At 52.4% G+C, this 2,470-nt stretch carries 1 protein-coding gene, 2 tRNA genes and 1 rRNA gene; 1 reads left to right on the forward strand and 3 read right to left on the reverse strand.

All coding sequences use genetic code 11. The annotated features are described in order from the left end of the window. Positions 1–250: 250 nt before the first annotated feature. The 3 genes from JHD73_RS27465 to JHD73_RS27475 form a co-directional block, all read right to left on the reverse strand. A tRNA-Ala gene (locus JHD73_RS27465) sits at positions 251–326 on the reverse strand. Between the two features lie 36 nt (positions 327–362). Then, positions 363–439: transfer RNA gene (locus JHD73_RS27470), tRNA-Ile, on the reverse strand. 60 nt (positions 440–499) lie between these two features. Next, positions 500–2,037 (reverse strand): 16S ribosomal RNA (locus JHD73_RS27475). Positions 2,038–2,197: 160 nt separating this feature from the next. Between JHD73_RS27475 and JHD73_RS29235 the strand changes: the two genes are divergently transcribed. Further along, positions 2,198–2,470: hypothetical protein (locus tag JHD73_RS29235; protein WP_233177190.1), on the forward strand; the 273-nt coding region annotated here is incomplete at its 3' end.

A 2,470-nucleotide genomic window follows, 5' to 3' on the forward strand; every position in this document is an offset into this window, starting at 1 on the left:
GATATAGGCTGAGTTCTCGCGTTGTGCCGTATTCCAAGACAATCTTTCGATTGCTCTGGTAATACTGGTTGATACAATCACAACCCAGTGTCGCGTTACTACCGAGCATCTCATCAATGCTCCGCGACACCTTTACTACATTCCATATTGTTAAAGAACAGCCGAACTTTTACGCTCGTCTTGGCTAGGCCAAACGCAAACACCATCGACATCACTTCGTCGATGCTTGCGTTTGGCAACCAAAAGGTTTTGGTGGAGGATGACGGGATCGAACCGACGACCCCCTGCTTGCAAAGCAGGTGCTCTCCCAGCTGAGCTAATCCCCCAGTCACGGCAGACAACATCTTCCACCGTCCGTAACTTGGTGGGTCTGGTAGGACTTGAACCTACGACCCCCGCCTTATCAAGACGGTGCTCTAACCACCTGAGCTACAGACCCTTGGCTGTAACATCAAACAAACCGATAAGTGTGGACGCCTAACGTCGGATGCACGCTCTTAAAGGAGGTGATCCAGCCGCACCTTCCGATACGGCTACCTTGTTACGACTTCACCCCAGTCATGAACCCTGCCGTGGTAATCGCCCCCCTTGCGGTTAGGCTAACTACTTCTGGCAAAACCCACTCCCATGGTGTGACGGGCGGTGTGTACAAGACCCGGGAACGTATTCACCGCGGCATGCTGATCCGCGATTACTAGCGATTCCAGCTTCACGTAGTCGAGTTGCAGACTACGATCCGGACTACGATGCATTTTCTGGGATTAGCTCCACCTCGCGGCTTGGCAACCCTCTGTATGCACCATTGTATGACGTGTGAAGCCCTACCCATAAGGGCCATGAGGACTTGACGTCATCCCCACCTTCCTCCGGTTTGTCACCGGCAGTCTCTCTAGAGTGCCCTTTCGTAGCAACTAGAGACAAGGGTTGCGCTCGTTGCGGGACTTAACCCAACATCTCACGACACGAGCTGACGACAGCCATGCAGCACCTGTGTCCACTTTCTCTTTCGAGCACCTAATGCATCTCTGCTTCGTTAGTGGCATGTCAAGGGTAGGTAAGGTTTTTCGCGTTGCATCGAATTAATCCACATCATCCACCGCTTGTGCGGGTCCCCGTCAATTCCTTTGAGTTTTAATCTTGCGACCGTACTCCCCAGGCGGTCAACTTCACGCGTTAGCTACGTTACTAAGGAAATGAATCCCCAACAACTAGTTGACATCGTTTAGGGCGTGGACTACCAGGGTATCTAATCCTGTTTGCTCCCCACGCTTTCGTGCATGAGCGTCAGTGTTATCCCAGGGGGCTGCCTTCGCCATCGGTATTCCTCCACATCTCTACGCATTTCACTGCTACACGTGGAATTCTACCCCCCTCTGACACACTCTAGCCGTGCAGTCACCAATGCAATTCCCAGGTTAAGCCCGGGGATTTCACATCGGTCTTGCACAACCGCCTGCGCACGCTTTACGCCCAGTAATTCCGATTAACGCTTGGACCCTACGTATTACCGCGGCTGCTGGCACGTAGTTAGCCGGTCCTTATTCTTCCGGTACCGTCATCCACACCTAATATTAGTAAGTGCGATTTCTTTCCGGACAAAAGTGCTTTACAACCCGAAGGCCTTCTTCACACACGCGGCATTGCTGGATCAGGGTTGCCCCCATTGTCCAAAATTCCCCACTGCTGCCTCCCGTAGGAGTCTGGGCCGTGTCTCAGTCCCAGTGTGGCTGATCGTCCTCTCAGACCAGCTACTGATCGTCGCCTTGGTGGGCCTTTACCCCACCAACTAGCTAATCAGACATCGGCCGCTCCTATAGCATGAGGCCTTGCGGTCCCCCACTTTCACCCTCAGGTCGTATGCGGTATTAGCTAATCTTTCGACTAGTTATCCCCCACTACAGGGCACGTTCCGATGTATTACTCACCCGTTCGCCACTCGCCATCAATCTAGCAAGCTAGATCATGCTGCCGTTCGACTTGCATGTGTAAGGCATGCCGCCAGCGTTCAATCTGAGCCAGGATCAAACTCTTCAGTTCAATCTGCTGTTTTCGCTCTTTACGAGCGGTCGCTCACTCTCAGAATCTGACTTGAACTTTCGTTCAAACCTTACTTCTGTGCGAGCACTTCATTACTTGTAAGCTAGCGAATAAATTCGCCGCATCCAGTATTAAGCGCCCACACTTATCGGCTGTTTGTTTGTTAAAGAACTTCGCGATCAACTTTGTTTATCGCGTCGCTGCGTTTGCTGCAGCAGAGAAACGAGATTATGCAGAGCTTTTTCGTCGCTGTCAACAACTTGCTGAAGAATTTTTATCGTTCAACGCGCTGCTAACTCACTACCGCGACACCCACCCGATCAACACCACCAATCGGCCGGAAACCCGCACCACATCTACCTCTCCACCGCCTCGACACCACCGCCTCAACCTGCGTTTCGGCGCTGCGTCGTGCAGCGAGGGGCGAACTATA

The sequence above is a fragment of the Ralstonia sp. ASV6 genome (assembly GCF_016429285.1).
GTDB lineage: Bacteria > Pseudomonadota > Gammaproteobacteria > Burkholderiales > Burkholderiaceae > Ralstonia > Ralstonia flaminis.